Source organism: Sphingobium cupriresistens, assembly GCF_004152865.1.
Classification (GTDB): domain Bacteria; phylum Pseudomonadota; class Alphaproteobacteria; order Sphingomonadales; family Sphingomonadaceae; genus Sphingobium; species Sphingobium cupriresistens.
In genome coordinates this window covers 35,066-53,747 of record NZ_SEOO01000019.1, presented here as the reverse complement: position 1 = coordinate 53,747, position 18,682 = coordinate 35,066, and the positions used below count along the sequence as shown (strand labels likewise).

At 65.9% G+C, this 18,682-nt stretch carries 16 protein-coding genes and 1 riboswitch; all 16 genes read left to right on the top strand.

Annotation, left to right across the window (positions count from 1 at the left end; all coding sequences use genetic code 11):
• Positions 1 to 23: 23 nt before the first annotated feature.
• The 16 genes from EWH12_RS12670 to EWH12_RS12595 all read left to right on the top strand — a co-directional run bounded on the left by EWH12_RS12670 (position 24) and on the right by EWH12_RS12595 (position 18,608).
• Positions 24 to 1,226: an FtsW/RodA/SpoVE family cell cycle protein gene (locus tag EWH12_RS12670; RefSeq protein ID WP_129926808.1), complete on the top strand. Its 1,203-nt coding sequence runs from the start codon at positions 24 to 26 to the stop codon at positions 1,224 to 1,226.
• Entirely contained in the window at positions 1,223 to 2,404 is a 1,182-nt protein-coding gene (murG, locus tag EWH12_RS12665; protein WP_066604115.1) for an undecaprenyldiphospho-muramoylpentapeptide beta-N-acetylglucosaminyltransferase, read from the top strand. Before EWH12_RS12670 ends, murG begins: the two co-directional genes overlap by 4 nt.
• Positions 2,405 to 2,528: 124 nt before the next feature.
• The gene (gene murC / locus EWH12_RS12660) at positions 2,529 to 3,956 is read left to right on the top strand and encodes a UDP-N-acetylmuramate--L-alanine ligase (protein ID WP_129926807.1); all 1,428 of its coding nucleotides are present in this window, start codon (positions 2,529 to 2,531) and stop codon (positions 3,954 to 3,956) included.
• Positions 3,956 to 4,153, top strand: a complete 198-nt coding sequence (locus tag EWH12_RS12655; RefSeq protein WP_129926806.1) for a hypothetical protein — start codon at positions 3,956 to 3,958, stop codon at positions 4,151 to 4,153. The genes murC and EWH12_RS12655 overlap by 1 nt, the downstream gene beginning before the upstream one ends.
• A complete protein-coding gene (gene murB, locus EWH12_RS12650) occupies positions 4,135 to 5,049 on the top strand; it encodes a UDP-N-acetylmuramate dehydrogenase (RefSeq protein WP_066604111.1) in 915 nt (304 codons plus the stop codon). Before EWH12_RS12655 ends, murB begins: the two co-directional genes overlap by 19 nt.
• Positions 5,046 to 5,996, top strand: a complete 951-nt coding sequence (locus EWH12_RS12645) for a D-alanine--D-alanine ligase (protein ID WP_066604109.1) — start codon at positions 5,046 to 5,048, stop codon at positions 5,994 to 5,996. The genes murB and EWH12_RS12645 overlap by 4 nt, the downstream gene beginning before the upstream one ends.
• Positions 5,989 to 6,948, top strand: a complete 960-nt coding sequence (locus EWH12_RS12640; protein ID WP_242496041.1) for a cell division protein FtsQ/DivIB — start codon at positions 5,989 to 5,991, stop codon at positions 6,946 to 6,948. Before EWH12_RS12645 ends, EWH12_RS12640 begins: the two co-directional genes overlap by 8 nt.
• Before the next feature lie 5 nt (positions 6,949 to 6,953).
• Positions 6,954 to 8,237 (top strand): cell division protein FtsA, encoded by a 1,284-nt coding sequence (gene ftsA / locus EWH12_RS12635; protein WP_088184765.1) that lies wholly within the window; start codon positions 6,954 to 6,956, stop codon positions 8,235 to 8,237.
• A gap of 107 nt (positions 8,238 to 8,344) precedes the next feature.
• Entirely contained in the window at positions 8,345 to 9,790 is a 1,446-nt protein-coding gene (gene ftsZ / locus EWH12_RS12630) for a cell division protein FtsZ (RefSeq protein ID WP_129926805.1), read from the top strand.
• 128 nt (positions 9,791 to 9,918) lie between these two features.
• Positions 9,919 to 11,808, top strand: a complete 1,890-nt coding sequence (locus EWH12_RS12625) for a tetratricopeptide repeat protein (protein ID WP_129926804.1) — start codon at positions 9,919 to 9,921, stop codon at positions 11,806 to 11,808.
• A gap of 54 nt (positions 11,809 to 11,862) precedes the next feature.
• On the top strand, positions 11,863 to 13,023 hold the full coding sequence (locus EWH12_RS12620; RefSeq protein ID WP_129926803.1) for a deoxyguanosinetriphosphate triphosphohydrolase: 1,161 nt from the start codon (positions 11,863 to 11,865) through the stop codon (positions 13,021 to 13,023).
• A gap of 53 nt (positions 13,024 to 13,076) precedes the next feature.
• Positions 13,077 to 13,176: riboswitch (glycine riboswitch) on the top strand.
• A gap of 178 nt (positions 13,177 to 13,354) precedes the next feature.
• Positions 13,355 to 14,506 carry a glycine cleavage system aminomethyltransferase GcvT gene (gcvT, locus tag EWH12_RS12615; protein ID WP_129926802.1) on the top strand — a complete coding sequence of 384 codons (1,152 nt, stop codon included), beginning with the start codon at positions 13,355 to 13,357 and terminating at the stop codon, positions 14,504 to 14,506.
• A 24-nt stretch (positions 14,507 to 14,530) separates the two neighbouring features.
• Positions 14,531 to 14,902: a glycine cleavage system protein GcvH gene (gene gcvH / locus EWH12_RS12610; RefSeq protein WP_066604088.1), complete on the top strand. Its 372-nt coding sequence runs from the start codon at positions 14,531 to 14,533 to the stop codon at positions 14,900 to 14,902.
• A 132-nt stretch (positions 14,903 to 15,034) separates the two neighbouring features.
• Positions 15,035 to 16,393 carry an aminomethyl-transferring glycine dehydrogenase subunit GcvPA gene (gene gcvPA, locus EWH12_RS12605; protein ID WP_129926801.1) on the top strand — a complete coding sequence of 453 codons (1,359 nt, stop codon included), beginning with the start codon at positions 15,035 to 15,037 and terminating at the stop codon, positions 16,391 to 16,393.
• Positions 16,390 to 17,964, top strand: coding sequence for an aminomethyl-transferring glycine dehydrogenase subunit GcvPB (gene gcvPB / locus EWH12_RS12600; RefSeq protein WP_129926800.1), 1,575 nt, complete (start codon positions 16,390 to 16,392; stop codon positions 17,962 to 17,964). Before gcvPA ends, gcvPB begins: the two co-directional genes overlap by 4 nt.
• The gene (locus EWH12_RS12595; RefSeq protein ID WP_066604081.1) at positions 17,961 to 18,608 is read left to right on the top strand and encodes a DUF938 domain-containing protein; all 648 of its coding nucleotides are present in this window, start codon (positions 17,961 to 17,963) and stop codon (positions 18,606 to 18,608) included. The genes gcvPB and EWH12_RS12595 overlap by 4 nt, the downstream gene beginning before the upstream one ends.
• The last annotated feature ends 74 nt before the right edge of the window (positions 18,609 to 18,682 follow it).

The window sequence follows — 18,682 nt, the reverse complement described above, 5'->3', positions numbered from 1 at the left end:
TGGGCAGGGAAGGGACGACACGGATGTTCAAGGCTGGCGAACTGGTGAAGGGTTTCCGCACCCGCACCGTGCCGCGCGAACGGACGGCGCTCGCCATCTGGTTCTGGGAGATCGATCGTGTTCTCCTGTCGCTGATCGTCACCTTGATGGCGATCGGTCTGGTCGCGGTCGCCGCAGCCTCCCCCGTCGCTGCGATCGACCGGTCGACGGCGTCGGTGGCGGTCAATCCGCTGATCTATTTCTACCGTCAATTGATGTGGGTCTTCATCGGCCTGCCGATCATGCTGGTCATCTCCATGCTGCCCCGGCCGCAGGCGCGGCGGCTGGCGATATTCGGCTGCGCCTTCTTCTTCATCATGCTGCTGTTCGTGCCGCTCCTGGGATCGACCGTGAACGGCGCCAAGCGCTGGATCGACCTGCCCGGCTTCCGCTTCCAGCCGTCGGAGTTTCTGAAACCGGTCTTCGTCGTGGCGCTGGCCTGGCTGCTGTCGCTGCGGACCAAGGATATGAGCCTGCCGGTCGTGCCCTTGAGCTTCTGCGTCACTGGCCTCATCGCCATCATCCTGATGCGCCAGCCCGACTTTGGCCAGACCGTCATCTTCGCCGCCTGCCTTGGCGTGTTGCTGCTGCTGTCCGGCGTGTCGATGCGCTTCATCGGCGCAATGGGCGGGGTGGCGCTGGTCGGATTGATCGCGGTCTATATGTTCTATGAAAATGGCCGCCAGCGCGTGAACGACTTCCTGGGCATCGGCGTCCAGCTCGACACCGGCCCGGACCAGACCGATCTTGCCTTCCGCACCATTTCCCATGGCGGCTTCACGGGCGTAGGGCCGGGCGGCGGCCAGAACAAGTTCCGCCTGCCCGAAGCGCATACCGACTATATTTTTTCCGTGATCGGGGAGGAGTTTGGCCTGCTCGCCTGCATCGCCATCGCCTGCGTCTACCTCGCCATTGTGGTGCGTGTGCTGCTGCGCCTGCTGGATGAGGAGGATGTCTTCACCATCCTGGCCGCCGCAGGCCTCACCACCCAGTTCGGTTTGCAGGCGATCATCAATATGGGCGTCAATGCGCAGATATTTCCGTCAAAGGGTATGACGCTGCCCTTTATCAGCTATGGCGGCTCCTCTATGCTGGCGCTCTGCATCGGGGTCGGCCTGTTGCTCGCCTTTACCCGGCGCAATCCCTTCATGGGCCGGCATACCGTCGTCAAATGGAGTGGTCGATGAGCATTTCCCGTCACTTCGTCCTCGCCGCCGGCGGGACGGGGGGCCATATGATTCCAGCCCATGCCGTCGCCGAAGAGCTGATGGCGCGTGGGCATCATGTCGCACTCGTCACCGATGAACGCGGCGCGAAAATCCCCGGCATCTTTGACAAGGCGCCGGATAATCGGGCGCAGGTCCACATCATGCCCGCCGGCCGCATGACCAAGAATCCGACAAGCTGGCCGGGCGCCCTGAATGCGATCCTGGCAGGCCGCGCCATGGCCCGGCGCCTCAACGAAACCTTCCGCCCCACCGCCGTCGTCGGCTTTGGCGGCTATCCCGCCATGCCCGCTTTGCTGGGCGCATTGGCCGATGGCATCCCGACCGCCATCCATGAGCAAAATGCGGTTCTGGGCCGGGTCAACCGCCTGCTGGCCGGCCGGGTCGACGCCATCGCCACCGCCTATCCCGATGTCGAACGGCTCAAGGACGGCTATGCGGCCAAGGTCCACCTGATCGGCAATCCGGTGCGCGAAGAGGTCAAGCAACTGCGGGAAGAGGATTTCCCCGCGCTGACCGACGAAAGCGTGTTTCGCGTGTTGGTGATCGGCGGCAGCCAAGGGGCATCGATCCTCTCCAGCGTCGTGCCAGAAGGCCTGTCGATGCTGCCGGTAGCATTGCGCCGCCGCCTGCAAGTCACGCAGCAATGCCGCGCCGAGGATATCGATCGCGTGCGCAAGACCTATGCGGAGATGGAAATTCCCGCCGACCTCGCCACCTATTTCAACGACGTGCCCGAAAAGCTGGGCTGGTCGCATCTGGTGATCGCGCGCGCGGGCGCCTCGACGCTGGCCGAACTCACCTGCGCCGGGCGTCCGGCGATCCTGATCCCGCTGCCCAGCGCGATGGACGATCACCAGACCGCCAATGCCAGGGAGATGACAGAGGCGGGCGGCGCGCGCACGATACCGCAGGCCCGCTTCACCGCGGTCGAACTGGCCAAGCAGATGCAGAAAATGGCGCTGGAGCCGGGCGCGCTCCAGAACGCAGCGAAGCGCGCGCGCGGCTGCGGTCGCCCCAATGCCGCGCGCGACATGGCCGACCTGCTCGAAAGCATCGGCCATGCGCCGATCATGAACGATCCGGTGCGGGTCGGGCCGACGCCCACTACGCTCAATTTGCAGGGTGTCCCGGCGTGAATATTGTAGTCGCCCTACCTCCGTTCGCCCTGAGCTTGTCGAAGGGCTGCACTTCTCCTTTGAAGAAAGGACTGGGCTTCGACAGGCTCAGCCCGAACGGATCTTTTTACGAGGAAGAGAATAAATGAAGGGTGTCGGCACGGACATCGGTACGATCCATTTCATCGGCATTGGCGGCATCGGCATGTCCGGCATCGCCGAAGTGATGCATAATCTGGGTTATGACGTTCAGGGGTCGGACGTGGCCGAAGGCTATGTGGTCGAAGGATTGCGGGCCAAGGGCATCCGCGTGATGATCGGCCACAAGGCGGAAAATCTGGGCGACGCCGCTGTGGTCGTCACCTCTACCGCGATCAAGCGCGGCAACCCGGAGGTCGAGCTGGCGCTGGAAAACCGCGTGCCGGTCATCCGCCGCGCTGAAATGCTGGCCGAACTGATGCGCCTCAAATCCACCGTCGCGGTGGCTGGCACCCATGGCAAGACCACGACGACGTCGATGGTCGCCGCGCTGCTGGACGCGGGCGGGGTGGACCCGACCGTCATCAACGGCGGCATCATCAACAGCTATGGCTCCAACGCGCGCCTCGGCAATAGCGACTGGATGGTGGTCGAGGCCGACGAAAGCGACGGCAGCTTCCTGCGCCTTGACGGCACGATCGCGGTCGTCACCAATATCGATCCCGAACATCTCGACCATTATGGCAGCTTCGACCGGGTGAAGGACGCCTTTGTCGAGTTCGTCGGCAACGTCCCCTTCTATGGCGCGGCCCTGCTGTGCCTGGATCATCCCGAAGTGCAGGCGATCCTGCCGCGCGTGCAGGACCGGCGGATCGTGACCTATGGCTTTTCCGCCCAGGCCGACATTCGCGGCGACAATGTCGTCAGCTTCCCCGGCGGCAACCGCTTCGACATTCAGGTGCGCGAGCGCGACGGATCGACGCGCAAGATCGAGGGTATCGAAATGCCGATGCCCGGCCGCCATAATGTGCTGAACGCCATGGCGGCGATCGGCGTCGCGCTGCACATGGGCATTGACGACGCGACGATCCAGACCGGCTTTTCCAAGTTCGGCGGGGTCAAGCGCCGCTTCACCAATGTCGGCGCCATCACGCTTGCGGGGGGCGCCGCCACCGTGATCGACGATTATGGCCACCACCCGGTCGAGATCAAGGCGGTCCTCGCCGCCGCGCGAGAAGGCGCGAAAGGCCGCGTCATCGCCGTGGTCCAGCCGCACCGCTTCACCCGCCTGCGCGACCTGATGGATGAATTTCAGCAGGCCTTCAACGACGCCGACATCGTCTATGCCGCCCCCGTCTATACCGCGGGCGAGCAGCCGATCGACGATGTGGACAGCGCCGCGCTGGTCGCGGGCCTCAAGCGCCGCGGCCATCGCCATGCCACGACCGTCGCCGATGCGGATGAACTGGCGTCGCTGGTCGCGGCCGATATCCAGCCCGACGACATGGTCATCTGCCTGGGCGCAGGCGACATCACCAAATGGGCGGCGGGATTGGCCGCCGCCGTCTCCGCGAAGGTCAAGGAAACCGCCTGATGTTCGAACTGTTCGCCGTCGGCCTGGAAATGCAGAAGCGCATGATCGACGCCCAGATGCAGGGTGTGGAGGCCGCGCGCGACATGGTGGAGGCCGCGCAACGCCAAGTCGAATCCAGCATGGCCGCGACCCAGGCCAATGAAGCGGGCCTCAAGGCCATGAAGAACTGGATGAACCTGTGGGGTATGCGCGGTTGAGCGCGACTATCGCCCTGCCGCCTGTTCGTGGCACGCTGAAGGCCGACGCCCCGCTGGCCCCGCTCGTCTGGTTCAAGGCGGGCGGCGCGGCGCAATGGCTGTTCGAACCGAAGGATGCGGACGACCTGTCCGACTTCCTCGCCATGCTCGGCCCGGACGTGCCAGTGATGGCGCTGGGCCTCGGCTCCAACCTCATCGTGCGCGATGGCGGCGTGCCGGGTGTGGTCGTGCGGCTGGGCAAGCCCTTCGCCAAGGTCATGGCGCTGGATGAAACCACGCTGACCTGCGGCGGCGGCGCGTCAGGCATCCTCGTCTCCTCGACCGCGCGCGACGCGGGCATAGCGGGCCTGGAGTTTCTGCGTTCCATCCCCGGCACGGTCGGCGGATTCGTGCGCATGAACGGCGGTGCCTATGGCCGCGAGACGCGCGACATATTGCTGTCGTGCGAGGTCGTGCTGCGGTCGGGCGAACAGGTGACGCTCCTGAACCGTGACCTTGCCTATACCTACCGTCATTCCAACCTGACCGATGGCGCGATCGTGGTGTCCGCGACCTTCCGTGGCGAACCCGGCGAACCCGCTGCGATCCAGGCGGAAATGGACCGCATCGCCGCCGCGCGCGAGGACAGCCAGCCGCTGCGCAGCAAGACGGGCGGCTCGACCTTCAAGAACCCCGACGGGCACAAGGCCTGGCAGTTAGTGGACGAAGCAGGCTGTCGCGGTTTGGCTTTGGGCGGCGCGCAGGTCAGCGAGAAGCACACCAATTTCCTGCTCAACAGCGGCGACGCCAGCAGCGCTGACATCGAAGCGCTGGGCGAAGAAGTCCGCCGCCGGGTCAAAGACAAAAGTGGAATAGAATTGGAATGGGAAATTCAGCGCGTCGGGATCGTGAAGTGACCCGTGGCCCCTGGCATGTCGCCGTCCTCATGGGCGGCTGGTCGGCGGAACGCCCCGTCTCGCTGTCGTCGGGCGAGGGCGTCGCCAAGGCGCTGGAATCGCGCGGCCACAAAGTCACCCGCATCGACATGGACCGCAATGTCGCCGCCCGCCTGGCGGAGACCAGGGCGGACGTGATCTTCAACGCGCTGCATGGCGTTCCGGGCGAAGACGGCACGGTGCAGGGCATGATGGACCTGATGGGCCTCACCTACACCCATAGCGGCCTCGCCACATCGGTCATCGCGATCGACAAGCAACTGACCAAGCAGGCGCTCGTGCCCCACGGCATCCCCATGCCCGGCGGCCAGATCGTGGAAAGCGAAAGCCTCTTCGCCGCCGATCCGTTGCCGCGCCCCTATGTGCTGAAACCTGTCAATGAAGGCAGCTCGGTCGGCGTCGCGATCGTCACGGCGGAGGGCAATTATGGCAACCCCATCGCCCGCGACAGCGTCGGCCCGTGGCAGGATTTCCCCGAACTGCTGGCTGAACCCTATATTCGCGGCCGCGAACTGACGACCGCCGTGCTGGGCGACGAGGCTTTGCTCGTCACCGAACTGCGCCCCAAGAGCGGCTTCTACGATTTCGACGCCAAATATACCGACGGCATGACCGAACATGTCTGCCCCGCCGACCTGCCGCCCGAAATCACCGAAGCCTGCAAGGCGATCGCGCTGCGCGCCCACCAGCTGCTGGGCTGCCAGGGCGCGTCGCGCGCCGATTTCCGCTGGGACGACACGCAGGGGATCGAAGGGCTGTTCCTGCTGGAAGTCAATACCCAGCCGGGCATGACGCCCTTGAGTCTGGTCCCCGAACAGGCCGCGAAGCTGGGCATTGACTATGCCACGCTGGTAGAGACTATTGTCGAGGAGGCGCTGAACCGCGCCGGGGGAAGCACAGATGGCTGAAGCACGGATCAGGCGCGGCGGCACCGCGCGACTGAGCAGCGCAAAGGGCAGGGCCACGAACGGCGGTCGCGGCCGGACCTTGAAGCGCCAGAGCGGCCTGGACCGGCTGGTCGAGATGCTCCCGGTCAGCGAAGCCACGCTGCAACGCATGGCCAGTTGGGCGATCGTCGGCATCTTCGGCGCGATTGTCATCGCTATCGCCATCTTCATGGGCCTGCCCGGCATGGCGCGGCAGCAGGCGGCGGACATCGCGGCGCGCGCGGGCTTCGAAGTCGACAAGGTCGAAGTGCGCGGCGTTGAACGGATGGACGAACTGTCCGTCTATAATATCGCGCTGGGGCAGGTGGATCGCTCCATGCTCTCGCTCGACCTGTCCAGGGTGCGCAGCGAGATGCTCAAGCTCGGCTGGGTCAAGGATGCGCGCATTTCCCGCCGCCTGCCCGATACGCTGGTGGTCGACATCGTCGAGCGTGATCCTGTCGCGGTGTGGCAGCATGGCGGCCAGTTGCACCTGATCGACGTGTCGGGCGTGGTGTTGCAGTCGGTGTCCGCCAGCGCGATGCCCGACCTGCCGCTGGTCGTCGGCCCCAACGCCAATCGCCAGACGGCGGGCCTCAACCGGCTGATGGAAAACGCCCCGGCCTTGAAGCCGATGCTGGCCGGCGCGACCTGGGTCGGGAACCGGCGCTGGGATCTGCGCTTTCAGTCGGGTGAGACGCTCTCCCTGCCGGAGGGCGACAAGGATTCGGCGGGCGCATTGGTGAATTTCGCACGGATGGATGGCGTCAATCGCCTGCTGGGTCGCGGCATCGTCAAATTCGACATGCGCGATCCCGATCGCTTCGTCCTGCGCCTGCCGCAGGGCCAGGTGGAGGAAAAGCCGATGGATGACGCCACGAAGGATGGCGCGGCCAAGGATGTCGCCGCCGCGACGCCGGGCGAGGAAGGCTAAGTCCCATGGCGCAGCCCAAGGTCGAAAAGCTCATCACCGCGATCGACATCGGATCGTGGAAGGTGTCCGCGTTGATCGCGGGGCGGACCGACACGGGCGAACTGGCGATACTGGGCACCGGCCAGCGCGAAAGCCGGGGGGTGCGGCGCGGGTTCATCGCCGACATGGAGCGCACCGAACTGGCCGTGCGCGAAACGATCGAGCAGGCGGAGCGGGTCGCGGGCACCAATATCGAGGATGTCTGGGTCAGCTTTTCGGGCGGCAGCCTGGTCAGCGACGTCGTCACAGTCGAGCGCGATATGGGCGGATACCGCATCGAGCAGCCCGATATCGACGATCTCCTGACCACGGGCCAGCAGGGCATCGACCCCGACGGCCGCATCGTCCTCCATGCCCAGCCCACCTGCTTCACCATCAATGGCAAGGTGCCGGTGAAAAAGCCGCTGGGGATGCACGCCGACCTTCTGGGCGTGGATATTCATGTCGTGCTGGCCGACGGCGCGCCGCTCGCCAATCTCGACCTGTGCGTGCGGGGCGCTTATCTCAACGTCAATTCGATCGTCGCCGCGCCGATCGCGACGGGCCTTGCCTGTCTGTCGGAAGAGGAACGCGACCTTGGCGTCGCGCTGGTGGAGATTGGGGCGGGGGTCACCAACGTCTCGCTCTATGCGGGCGGGATGCTGGTCGGCCTGCACTCGATCCCGCTGGGCGCGTCGGACATCACCGACGATATCGCCTCCTCCTTCGGCATCCGCCGCAGCCAGGCGGAGCGGATCAAATGCTTCTATGGCTCGGCCATGCAAAATCCTCGCGACTTTCGCGAGATGATCGAGATCGCTCCGCCCCATGGCGAAATGGCGGTGCCGGGACAGGCCGCAGGGCCGAACGCGGAAGGGGGCAAGATCACCCGCGCCGCGCTGGTCGGCGTCATCTGCGAACGACTGAACCAGATCATGACCGAAGTGAATGCAGCGCTGGCCGGCATGGGCTTTAACTCCACCGGGCGGCAGGTGGTGCTGACCGGCGGCGGCGCGGAAATGAAGGGCATTGCCGATTATGCGCAGGGCGCGCTGGGCCGCGCCGTGCGGATCGGGCGACCCAGGGGCTTGTCTGCGATGCCCGAAGCGCATAGTGGGCCCGCCTTCGCGACATTGGCGGGACTCGCGCTTTACGGCGCTTCCAACCCGGTTGATCTCCGCACGATGGCGCCCGCGCCGCAAACGGTGCATCGTCTGGGCGCCCCGCTCTGGTGGCAACGCATGATGCGTGCGATGAAGACAAACTATTGAACGAAATTGGACGAAGACGAAATTAGGTGGTGAAATCCCCTATTTTCTGGTGTTAACATTTAATGACGGCGTTGCTTCCTGACGAGGAAGCTGAGGGAGCACTATTTATGAGCATTGAAATCAGCCCACCGCATGTGGACGAACTGAAGCCGCGGATCGCGGTGATCGGCGTCGGCGGCGCGGGCGGCAATGCCATCGCGAACATGATCGCCGCCCATGTCGAGGGTGTGGACTTCATCGTGGCCAACACCGATGCGCAGGCGCTCAATGCATCGCCGGCCGAACGCCGCATCCAGCTAGGCCCGCAAATCACCGAAGGACTGGGCGCTGGTTCGCGCCCTGAAATCGGCAAGGCGGCGGCGGAGGAAACCATCGCGTCGGTCGAACAGGCGCTGGAAGGCGCGCATATGTGCTTCATCGCCGCCGGCATGGGCGGCGGCACCGGCACAGGTGCAGCGCCGGTCATCGCCAAGGCGGCCCGCGAACGCGGGATCCTGACCGTTGGCGTCGTGACCAAGCCCTTCACCTTCGAAGGCAATCGCCGCATGAAGTCTGCGGAAAGCGGCATCGACGAGCTGCAAAAGCATGTCGACACGCTGATTGTCATTCCCAACCAGAATCTCTTTCTGATCGCCAACCCGAACACGACCTTCAAGGAAGCGTTCCAGATGGCGGACGAAGTGCTGCAGCAGGGCGTGCGCGGCATCACCGACCTGATGGTCATGCCCGGCCTCATCAACTTGGATTTTGCCGACGTCCGTTCGGTCATGGGTGAAATGGGCAAGGCGATGATGGGCACCGGCGAAGCCGAAGGCGACGGCCGGGCGCTCCAGGCCGCGGAAAAGGCGATCGCCAACCCGCTGCTCGACGGCGTGTCGATGCGCGGCGCGAAGGGTGTGATCGTCTCGATCGTCGGTGGCGAGGACATGCGCCTGATGGAAGTGGACGAAGCCGCCAACCATATCCGCGAACTGGTGGACCCGGACGCGAACATCATCTGGGGCAGCGCCTTCAACGACAATCTCAACGGCAAGATCCGCGTGTCGGTGGTCGCTACCGGCATCGACAATGACATCGGCAACCATGCCGCGCCGCTGACTCAGCCCTTCAGCTTCGCCAACCGTCCCTCCGTGTCCGTGCCGCAAGCCGCAGCGCCCAAGCCCGCGCCCGTCGCGCAACAACCCGCGCCTGTCGCAGCTCCTGCGCCGACGCCCGCCCCGGCGCCTGCGCCGCAGCCCGAAACGCTGGAACTGGACGTGCCAGCCGCGCCGGCGCCGGCACAGCCGGTTGCCGCACCCGCAGCCTTCGCCCCCCCTAAACCGGCGGCGGTCTTTTCCGATGAAGATCCGGCGGAAGACGAACTGATCCTGGGCGCAGACAGCGCCGAACCGGCTGCCCCCGCCGCGCCCGCACCGCGCGTCGCCACCGGCGGCACCTTGTTCGAGCGGATGGCGGGCCTGACCCGCGGCACGGACAAGGCGCCGGGCGCTGCGGACGACGGCGCGCCGGGCGTGGACATCCCCCGCTTCCTCAATCGCCAGAACAACCAGTAAGGCGGAATGGGCGCGCGACTTGTGTCGCGGCTAGGATAAAAGCGCGCTGTCGGTCGTCTGGGGCGACCCGGCGCGCTTTTTCGTTGGGCTAATTTCCCATTCATCCTGGGATGGGCTAAGGCGCGGATGTGACACGCACTTCTCCATGGATTCTCGGTCTTTGGCTGCCGGGCGCGCTGCTGCTCGCGGCCCCTGCGCACGCGCAGCTGGACCAATCGCAACTGGTCCGCCCGCTTGGCGCCGCCGACCTCAACAGCAATCTGGCGCGCCTCGCGTCCAACCCGCGCGACGTGGTCGCGCTGATCGGCGCGGGGGAGGCGGCGCTGGCGCTGGACGATCCGCGCGCGGCCACCGGCTTCTTCGCCCGTGCCGACGCGATCGAAAGCGGCAATGGCCGGATCAAGGCCGGACTGGGGCGGGTGATGCTCAAGCTGCAAAACCCGGCCGAAGCGCTGCGCCTGTTCGACCAGGCCGGGCGGCTGGGCTATCCCGACGCCACGATCCTGTCCGACCGCGGCTTGGCGCGTGATATGACCGGCGATCAGGCCGGCGCTCAGCGCGACTATCAGGCCGCGCTTGCACGCACCCCCAATGATGACGAAACGGTGCGCCGCTACGCCGCCTCGCTCGGCATCGCGGGGCAGGTGGCCGCGTCCGACAAGATCCTCGAACCGCTGCTCTACAAGAGCGACCGCGCCGCCTGGCGTTACCGCGCGTTCATCCTTGCGATGAACAACAAGCAGGCCGATGCGAAGAAGGTGGCGGAACAGACCATGCCCGCGCAACTCGCCGCCGCCATCACGCCTTATATGCAGAAAATGCCCTATCTGACCGCCGCGCAAAAGGCCGCGGCGGTGCATTTCGGCCATTTCCCGGCGCAGATCGGCGCCAGCATCGCCGCGATCACGCCGACCCCGCCTGCGCCCGGCATCGCCGTCGCCGCAGCGCCGGTCGCCGTCGCCTCCGCCACTCCGGCCAAGACCAAGCCGCTCAGCCGGTCCGAACAGCGCCGCCAGCAGCGCGAAGCCGCCCGCCTTGCCCGCGCCGAAGGGCTTGCGGCGTCCCGTCGTCCTGCCCAGCCGCGGTTGGCCCAGGCCCAGACGACGCCGCCCAAGGTGATCCAGTCCGCGCCGGAACCCACGCCGACCCCGCCACCTGCGCGGCAGCAACCCAGCGCGCCGCCACCGTCCCCGGTCGTGCAGCCTTTGCCCCCTTCGTCCGTAGCCGCCCCACCCGAACCGGCGCCTGTTCGTCAGGCATCCGCATCGCCCGCTACGCCCAACGCCACCGTTCAGGGACCGCCCGCACCGGGCTTCGATTCGATCGATCGCGCGCCGCCGCCCGCCAACGCCGGGTCGCAACTCAACGCGATCGCGCTGGCCCAGGCATCGGTTCCGTCCGCAACTGCCGTGTCGAGTGCGCCTGCCGCCGCGCCTCCTGCCGCTATGGTGCAGGCGCTCCCCGCCGCGCCGCCGCCCTCGGCGCCTCAACCAGACCCGGAAGCCACCCGCACGCTGGCGGACATCATCCGCGCGATCGATGTGCCCGAAGCCGAGCGTCAGTCGAGCGTCGCCGCTGTCGACCTCAGCGAAATCGCCGCGATCCAGGCTGCCCGCCGCGCCGAGCGACAGGCCACGGCCAAGGCCGCCGCCGACAAGGCGAAGAAGGAGGCGGCCGCGAAGGCCAAGGCGGACGTCGACGCCAAGGCGAAGAAGGACGCCGAGGAGAAGAAGCGCCTGGCCGACAATCCCTCGCGTAACTGGCTGCAGGTCGGAGTGGGGCAGAGCAAGTCGGCGCTGGGCTTCACCATGAACAATCTGCGCAAAAAATATACGATTCTGTCCCGACAGGACGGCTGGAGCGCCGGATGGGGGCGGACGAATCGTCTGCTGGTCGGCCCCTTCGCCAGCTTCGCCCGCGCCAAGGAACTGGAGGCCAGTCTGAAGGCCGACGGCGCCGACGCCTTCGCCTGGAAAAGCGAAGCAGGGGAGGTCGTGGAGAAGCTTGGGGGCGAATAAGCATTTTGCAGTCGGCTGTTTCGGCTAACTGGAGAAGGCTCTAAGAGGGCCGTCATGACGATCCTCGCCCCCTATGCCTGCCATCCCGCCGCCAGCCGCGGCCGCCTCCATCCCGAAGCGGGCGGCGAGATGCGCGGACCGCGCGACGTCTTCCAGCGCGACCGCGATCGCATCATCCATTCGATCGCCTTCCGTCGCCTGCGCCACAAAACGCAGGTGTTCGTCTCGCCTGACGGCGATCATTTCCGCGTCCGCCTGACCCACAGTCTGGAGGTTGCCCAGATCGGCCGCACCACCGCGCGCACTTTGGGGCTGAACGAGGATCTGACCGAAGCGCTGTGCCTCGCCCACGACATCGGTCATCCGCCCTTCGGTCATGCCGGTGAAGATGCGCTGGAGGTCGCGCTCGACGATCATGGCGGCTTCGACCACAACGCCCATACGCTGCGCACGCTGATGCTGCTGGAAAGCCCATATCCGCGCTTTGCCGGCCTCAACCTCAGCTGGGAAATGCTGGAAGGGCTGGCCAAGCATAATGGCCCGATCGCTAAGCCCGGCTGGGCGATGCGCGAACTGGACGCGCTCTTCCCGCTCGACCTGACCAGCCATGCCTCGCTGGAGGCGCAACTGGCGGCGATTGCCGACGACATCGCCTATGACAATCACGATATTGACGATGGCCTGCGCGCCGGGCTGCTGACGCTGGAGCAGCTTATGGAGGTGCCCTTCGTGCGCGGTTGCTGGGACCGCGTGCGCGCACGCTATCCCGACGTGGCGGAGGACCGGCTGCTGCGCGAGCTGGTGCGCGAGCAGATCGGCGTGATGGCCACCGACCTGATCGAATCGACCCGCGCCAACATCGCCGCATCGGGCGTGGAGACGGTCGAGGATGTCCGCGCGCTCGGCCGCACCCTGGTCGCTTTCTCGCCGGACCTTGCGGCGCAGGAGCGCGACCTCAAGCGTTTCATGTACGCCACCCTCTATCATCATCCCGAACAGCTCGCCGCCGCCGACCGGGCGCGCGTCATCGTCACCGACCTGTTTCGCGCCTATCAGGCCGATCCCGCGCTCATGCCGCCCGAATGGCGTGACGACTGCGTCGGGCAGGAACCCACCCGCAGCCGCCACATCGCCGACTTCATCGCCGGCATGACCGACCGTTACGCCGAAAAGCGCCATGCGGAAATCTATGGGGCGATGGCGCTGGCCGATTGACGCGCCCCTGCGATTGACGCAATGCGGACAGGTCTCCGGCGGATTCGTTCGTCGGGCATGATGCGGGAGAGCATGGGAAGCCTTGGAGGCCACCCCGTCACCGAAGGAGCAACCGCCCCGGAATCTCTCAGGTCAAAGGACCGCATCGCGCGCAAGGCACTCTGGAAAGCGGACAGTCGCATGACTGTCCCACCGAAGGGGTAAGCCATGTGGCCGCAAGGCCGCTGGTCAAAGCTCTCAGGTTCCGTGACAGAGGGGGTGGCAGATAAGACAGGTCCGACTCCGGGCCTTTGCATCGGTCGCCATCAACCCCGCACGGAAAGGACGCTTCATGTCCGGCAATGACGATATCGCCACAATCGCAGAGGAACTGCCGCTGGAGGCCTTGCCGCTCGATGCCTGGCACCGTGCCCGTGGCGCGCGGATGGTCGGCTTCGCTGGCTATCACATGCCGATCCAATATGAAGGCATCATGGCGGAACATGCCTGGACTCGCGAACATGCCGGCCTGTTCGACGTCAGTCATATGGGCCAGCTCAGCTTTTCCGGCGACGGCGTCGATGACGCGCTGGAATATCTGCTGCCCAGCGATATCAAGGGGCTGAAGCCCTTTCGCCAGCGCTATTCGATGCTGCTCGATCAGGAGGGCGGCATCCTGGACGATCTCATGGTGTCGCGCTTGGGCGATGAGGCGTTCGACGGCGCGGCCATCTATATGGTTGTCAACGGCGCGACCAAATATGACGATATCGGCTGGATGATCGAAAATTTGCCCGACGCGGTCGTCATGAACCACATGGCCGACCAGGCGCTGCTGGCGCTCCAGGGGCCGGAAGCGGGCGAGGCGCTCGCCACGCTCATCCCCGAAACCGCCGACCTGTTGTTCATGCAATCCGGACCTTTCATCTGGCGCGGCGTTCCGCTGTGGATCAGCCGTTCGGGCTATACCGGCGAGGACGGGTTCGAAATCAGCATCCCCGCCGATGACGTCACCCTTCTGGCCGATGCGCTGTGCGCGCTGCCGCAGGTGAAGCCGATCGGCCTGGGCGCGCGCGATTCGCTGCGGTTGGAGGCGGGGTTGCCGCTCTACGGCCATGACCTTTCGCCCTCGGTCAGCACGATCGGCGCGGACCTGGGCTTCGCCATTCAGAAGCGCCGTCGCGAGGAGGGGGGCTTTATCGGCCATGCCCGCGTGCTGAAGGAACTGGCCGACGGCCCTGGCGCCAAGCGGGTGGGCCTCAAGATCGAAGGCCGCCTGCCGGCCCGCGAAGGCGCGCAAATCTATGCTGGCGACGTGCTGGTGGGCGAAGTCACCTCCGGCGGCTTCGCGCCGTCCGTCGCCGCACCGATCGCGATGGGCTGGGTCAGCCTGCCCCATGCCGTGATCGGCGAAAAACTGGAGATCGAAGTGCGCGGCAAGCGCATCGCCGCGGCGGTTGCGCCGATGCCGTTCGTTCCGCATCGTTACCGCCGCAAAGTTTAATCCTTTTCCGAGGGGAGAAGCATAATGAGCCGTTATTTCACCGAAGAGCATGAATGGATCGATGTCGAGGGCGAAATCGCCACCGTCGGCATCACCGATTATGCGCAGGAGCAGTTGGGCGACATCGTGTTCGTCGAACTGCCTGTTGAAGGCGCGACCTTCGACAAGGGCGACGACGCCGCCGTCGTGGAATCGGTCAAGGCCGCGTCCGACGTCTATGCGCCGATTTCGGGCGAAGTGGTCGAATCCAACGCCGCGCTGGAGGATGAACCCGCGTTGGTGAACAGCGATGCCGAAGAGGATGGCTGGTTCTTCAAGCTGCGCATCACCGACGCCAGCGAACTGGAAGGCCTGATGACCGAGGCCGTCTACAAGAAGTTCGTGGCGGCACTTTGACCTGATAGCTCCCCTCCCGCTTGTGGGAGGGGTTAGGGGAGGGCGTGTGGCGTCATCTCCGTAACAGACCCTCCCCCGGCCCCTCCCGCAAGCGGGAAGGGAGATGATGGGGCGAGGGGGGAGTTGTATGATATGCGTTACCTACCCCTAACCGACACTGACCGCGCGGACATGCTGTCCGTCATCGGCGCGGCGTCCATCGACGATCTGTTCGTGGATGTGCCCGCCGAAGCCAGGCTGACCGGCGCCATCGCCGGCCTGCCGCCCCACGCCAGCGAACTGGCGGTCGAGCGCCATATGGCGGCGCTCGCGCGGCAGAATCTGTCGGCGGGGGAGGCGCCCTTCTTCCTGGGGGCAGGAGCCTACAAGCATCATGTCCCCGCCAGCGTCGATCATCTGATTCAGCGCGGCGAGTTTCTGACCGCCTACACCCCCTATCAGCCCGAAATCGCGCAGGGCACGTTGCAGGTGCTCTTCGAATTCCAGACGCAAGTGGCGCGCCTGCTGGGCTGCGACGTGGCGAACGCCTCCATGTATGACGGCTCCACCGCCTGCTGGGAAGCGATCGGCATGGCGCGGCGCATCACCAAGCGGGGCAAGGCGATCCTGTCGTCGGGCCTGCACCCCCATTATGTTTCGGTCGCCAAAACGATGGCGAAATTCACCGGCGACGCGCTGGCCCATGAAGCGCCCACGCTGGACGCCGCGACTGACATCGACGCGCTGATCGCGGGCATCGACAAGGATACGTCCTGCGTCGTCGTCCAATATCCCGACATTCTCGGCCGCATCGCCGACCTGACCCCGCTCGCCGACGCCGCCCATGCGGCGGGCGCGCTGCTGGTTGCTGTGGTGACGGAGCCGGTCGCGCTGGGCGCTTGTCGGGCGCCGGGCGCCATGGGCGCGGACATCGTCGTGGGCGAAGGCCAGTCGATCGGCGTCGGCCTGCAATTTGGCGGCCCCTATCTGGGCCTGTTCGCCTGTAAGCAGAAATATGTCCGGCAGATGCCGGGCCGCCTGTGCGGCGAGACGGTGGACGCGGCGGGCAAGCGCGGTTTCGTGCTGACCCTTTCGACCCGCGAACAGCATATCCGGCGGGAGAAGGCGACGTCGAACATCTGCACCAATTCAGGGCTTTGTGCGCTGGCCTTCAGTATCCATATGACCTTGCTGGGCGAACGCGGCCTGCGCGAACTCGCGACGCTGAACCATGGCCTTGCTTGCCAAGCCGCCGATCGCCTGGCCAAGGTGCCGGGCGTCACGCTGCTGAACGACAGCTTCTTCAACGAATTTACCCTGATCTTGTCGAAAGACGCACGCGACGTCGTGCGCACCCTGGCCGACAAGGGCGTGCTGGCCGGGGTCTCGCTCGGCCGCCTCTTCCCGCAGACGCCTGCGATCGGCAACGGCCTTGTCGTCGCCGTCACGGAGACCGTCACGGCGGAGGATATCGAAAGCCTTGCCGCAGCGCTGGAGGAGGAACTGGCATGACGATGCTCAAGGAAGGTCGCCCCACCGCGCCCACCCCCGTCAAGGAAGCCCATATGGCCCCCGCAACCGCCACCGGCAATCGCGCGCTGATGCTGGAAGAGGCGCTGATCTTCGAGATCGGCTCGACCGCTACGACCGGCGTCGATTTCGCGCCAGCACCCAGCGTCGCCAGCCGCCTCGGCAAACTCGCCCGCACCGACGCCATCGGCTTGCCGGGCCTGTCGGAGCAGGAAACGGTGCGCCATTATACGCGCCTCAGCCGCCAGAATTACGCCATCGACCTGGGCCTGTTCCCGCTCGGCAGCTGCACGATGAAGCATAATCCGCGCCTCAATGAAAAGGTCGCGCGGATGCCCGGTTTCGCCGACCTCCATCCGCTCGCGCCCCAATCGACGGTGCAGGGCGCGCTGGGCGTCATCAATGAACTGGCGGTCTGGCTCATCAAACTGACCGGCATGCATGGCGTCGCCATGACGCCCAAGGCGGGCGCCCATGGCGAATTGTGCGGCTTGCTGTGCATCCGCGCCGCACTGGAAGCGCGCGGTGATGCGCGCCAAGTCGTGCTGGTCCCCGAAAGCGCGCACGGCACCAACCCCGCCACCGCCGCTTTCTGCGGCTACAAGGTGGAGGACATCCCTGCGACCCCGGAAGGCCGCGTCGATCTGGAAGCGCTCAAGGCCCGCCTCGGCCCCGACGTCGCAGCGGTGATGATCACTAATCCAAACACCTGCGGCCTGTTTGAACGCGACATGAAGACGATTTCCGACGCGGTCCATGCCGCCGGCGCTTTCGTCTATTGCGACGGCGCGAACTTCAACGCCATCGTCGGCCGGGTCCGCCCCGGCGACCTGGGCGTCGATGCGATGCACATCAACCTGCACAAGACCTTCTCCACCCCCCATGGCGGCGGCGGCCCCGGCTCCGGCCCGGTGGTGCTGTCCGAAGCGCTCTCGCCCTTCGGCCCGCTCCCCTATACCGCGCGCATGGCGGACGGCAGCATCCACCTGATCGAGGAGGAGAATGTCGGCGAGGAGATGCCGCAGAGCTTCGGCCGCATGTCGGCCTTCCATGGGCAGATGGGCATGTTCACCCGCGCGCTGGCTTATATCCTGTCCCACGGCGCGGACGGACTGCGCCAGGTGGCGGAGGACGCCGTCCTCAACGCCAACTATATATTGCGCAGCCTGGACGATGTGCTGGACGCGCCCTTCGGCGACAGCGGCCCGTGTATGCATGAGGCGCTGTTCAGCGACAAGGGGCTGGCCGAGGGCTTCACCACGCTCGACATCGCCAAGGGGCTGATCGACGAAGGCTTCCACCCGATGACCATGTATTTCCCGCTGGTCGTCCATGGCGCGATGCTGGTCGAACCGACCGAAACCGAAAGCAAGGCGGCGCTGGACCAGTTCATCTTGGCGCTGCGCAGTCTGGCCGAACGCGCCAAGGCGGGGGACGAAGCGCTCAAGGGCGCGCCCTATCACGCGCCGCGCCGGCGCCTCGACGAAACCCTCGCGGCGCGCAAGCCGGTCCTCACCTGGACCGACCCTGCGCTGGCGGTCGCTGCCGAATGATCGACAGGCCGGAGCCGTGGGAACCCGGTTCCGGCCCCGCCGTCGCGGATAAACGCTACGCGCCCGCGACCGAGCGCAACCGCGACGCCATCGTCGCGGTCTTGCGCGACCAGCTCCCGTCTTCCGGCCTGGTGCTGGAGGTGGCGAGCGGGAGCGGCGAACATGCTGTCCACTTCGCTGTCGCTTTCCCCTCGCTCGACTGGCAGCCGAGCGATCCCGATCCCGCTGCGCTGGCGTCGATCGCGGCCTGGCGCGCCGAAGCGGACCTGCTTAATCTCCACCCGCCGATCCTGCTGGACGCTGCGGGCGACTGGCCGATCGCACAGGCCGACGCCATCCTCTGCATCAACATGACGCATATCAGCCCGTGGGCCGCGACATTAGGGCTGCTAAAGGGCGCAGGGCAGGCGCTGCCGCCCGGCGGCCTGCTTTATCTCTACGGCCCCTATATTTGCGATGGCGTAGATACTGCGCCATCCAACCTCGCCTTCGACGCTTCGCTCAAGGCACGCGATCCGCGCTGGGGACTGCGCCGGCTGGAGGAGGTGGTTACGGCAGCGGACGTACAGGGTTTGCGCTTCGATCGCTTGATCGACATGCCCGCGAATAACCTGTCATTGCTCTTTCGTAAGGGATGGCTCTAAATATCCGTTCGCCCTGAGCTTGTCGAAGGGCCGTACTCCTTTCAAGCAGGGTAAGGCTTCGACAGGCTCAGCCC

What these genes read in the sequence shown, in the direction of transcription:
- EWH12_RS12670 (WP_129926808.1), top strand. Translation starts at nt 24, where the DNA reads ATGTTCAAGGCTGGCGAACTGGTGAAGGGTTTCCGCACCCGCACCGTG.
- murG (WP_066604115.1), top strand. Translation starts at nt 1,223, where the DNA reads ATGAGCATTTCCCGTCACTTCGTCCTCGCCGCCGGCGGGACGGGGGGC.
- murC (WP_129926807.1), top strand. Translation starts at nt 2,529, where the DNA reads ATGAAGGGTGTCGGCACGGACATCGGTACGATCCATTTCATCGGCATT.
- EWH12_RS12655 (WP_129926806.1), top strand. Translation starts at nt 3,956, where the DNA reads ATGTTCGAACTGTTCGCCGTCGGCCTGGAAATGCAGAAGCGCATGATC.
- EWH12_RS12640 (WP_242496041.1), top strand. Translation starts at nt 5,989, where the DNA reads ATGGCTGAAGCACGGATCAGGCGCGGCGGCACCGCGCGACTGAGCAGC.
- ftsA (WP_088184765.1), top strand. Translation starts at nt 6,954, where the DNA reads ATGGCGCAGCCCAAGGTCGAAAAGCTCATCACCGCGATCGACATCGGA.
- ftsZ (WP_129926805.1), top strand. Translation starts at nt 8,345, where the DNA reads ATGAGCATTGAAATCAGCCCACCGCATGTGGACGAACTGAAGCCGCGG.
- EWH12_RS12620 (WP_129926803.1), top strand. Translation starts at nt 11,863, where the DNA reads ATGACGATCCTCGCCCCCTATGCCTGCCATCCCGCCGCCAGCCGCGGC.
- gcvT (WP_129926802.1), top strand. Translation starts at nt 13,355, where the DNA reads ATGTCCGGCAATGACGATATCGCCACAATCGCAGAGGAACTGCCGCTG.
- gcvH (WP_066604088.1), top strand. Translation starts at nt 14,531, where the DNA reads ATGAGCCGTTATTTCACCGAAGAGCATGAATGGATCGATGTCGAGGGC.
- gcvPA (WP_129926801.1), top strand. Translation starts at nt 15,035, where the DNA reads ATGCGTTACCTACCCCTAACCGACACTGACCGCGCGGACATGCTGTCC.
- gcvPB (WP_129926800.1), top strand. Translation starts at nt 16,390, where the DNA reads ATGACGATGCTCAAGGAAGGTCGCCCCACCGCGCCCACCCCCGTCAAG.
- EWH12_RS12595 (WP_066604081.1), top strand. Translation starts at nt 17,961, where the DNA reads ATGATCGACAGGCCGGAGCCGTGGGAACCCGGTTCCGGCCCCGCCGTC.